This window comes from Xanthomonas campestris pv. asclepiadis, from assembly GCF_020784175.1.
Classification (GTDB): Bacteria; Pseudomonadota; Gammaproteobacteria; order Xanthomonadales; family Xanthomonadaceae; genus Xanthomonas; species Xanthomonas campestris_D.
Genome location: NZ_JAJGQM010000099.1, coordinates 1 through 1,381, shown reverse-complemented (window position 1 = coordinate 1,381; position 1,381 = coordinate 1). Strand labels below are relative to the sequence as shown.

Here is a 1,381-nt window from a genome sequence, read left to right as displayed (position 1 = left end):
CAAAAATCCAAACGCGACTCTCCGGAACGACGCGATATCCCGCACTCTCAGGCCTCGTTGTTCAGACCTTCCCTAACGTTGCCGCTGGGCTCGTAAGCACCTTTATTTTCTCAGTGGTTCTTGTCATTCTGGCTGTTGTCGTTCTTAAAGATCCATCGCCCGTTGCCTTGGTCCGCCAACTGCAGGAGTTACCTAATGGCAAGTGAAAAGACGTCCCGTCGCGCAGCATCAGCCGCATCTAAAGTCCTAAGTGACGGTAGTGGCAGCAAGTCTTCAAAATCAGCGGCTGGCTCTGCTCTGTCTCAGTCTCGTAGCAACAAAGTCACTTCCTCATCTGCAGCGTCTGCCGCGTCAAAGACGCTTAGAGACTCATCAACAAGCAAGTCATCAAAAACTTCAGCTGGTTCAGCGTTGACGCAGCGACCGAGTAAAAAAAAGTAGCAAATGTGGGCCCTAAAAATCATTCAAGCCGAACCCGCTTCGCGGGTCGGCTTAATTGAGGCGTTAGGCCTGGCCACAAACCACAGAGGATTCGCGGAACCATGGACTGGCTCACTTTCATAAGCAAGGCAATTGACGTACTCGCGTGGCCGTTGGAAAGCATCGTTTTGGGCCTGATATGAGGCAGGGACACAGCTGAAAAGAGATGAGCTTCAAATGCTTGTGGTGATTGACCGCGATTAGGGAGTCGGCGGGGATCACGGAACGCTACGCTTAAGCGGTCCAACATAGTTAGACCGCGCACGGCACATCACGGACACTGGTAGCCTATTCAAATGCCGTTAGCGGAAGGCCCGACGCGGGCGCTAGCAAGCAGCTTTCAAGATTTCTGTAGCACTACTTCAAGGAGAGCAACATGGAACGTGAAGAAAACTTTCGTCTGACCCTGCAAAGCATGACTGCTGACGAGTGTCTAGCATTCCTTAAAGCTTGTGGTCATAGCCTTTACACCTGTAAGTGGCACATGCGCCACAAATTTGAGGAGGCAAATACGCATTTGGTTGAGTGCAACCTCCCTGATGGCAGCCTCGCCGGAGCGCGAGAGGCAATAGGCGAAGCCTCCGCCCGCATTGGTGTCGATTCCTCGCGCTGGCAGCTGTTGCCTGCAAGGCTCTAGTGCGCCCGCCTAACAATTCGTCCAAGCCGACGCCGCTGCGCGGCGCGGATTAACTCAAGCGTTAGACAACAGGAGAAAGTTGGATGGATATTGAGAGGTGCAGTAACTGAAAATGCCGGCGACCGTTTTCCATCTCTGAATGGGGCGGCTAGATGCCAGGAAGAACGGGGTCAGGTTGACTTAAAAATTCTTGATTAGCCCCATTCCTCAGCCGGTAGTTGCAGGATCTGCGACGCTGCGGTTGGACAATGGCCCCACCTGAAG

The 1,381-nt window shown here is 53.1% G+C and carries 2 protein-coding genes; both read left to right on the top strand.

What is annotated here, in order from left to right; genetic code table 11:
• On the top strand, nt 1-206 hold a 206-nt coding region (locus LL972_RS21545; RefSeq protein WP_228329323.1), incomplete at its 5' end, for a hypothetical protein.
• A 650-nt stretch (nt 207-856) separates the two neighbouring features.
• Nucleotides 857-1,117: a hypothetical protein gene (locus tag LL972_RS21540; protein WP_228329322.1), complete on the top strand. Its 261-nt coding sequence runs from the start codon at nt 857-859 to the stop codon at nt 1,115-1,117.
• Nucleotides 1,118-1,381: the final 264 nt, after the last annotated feature.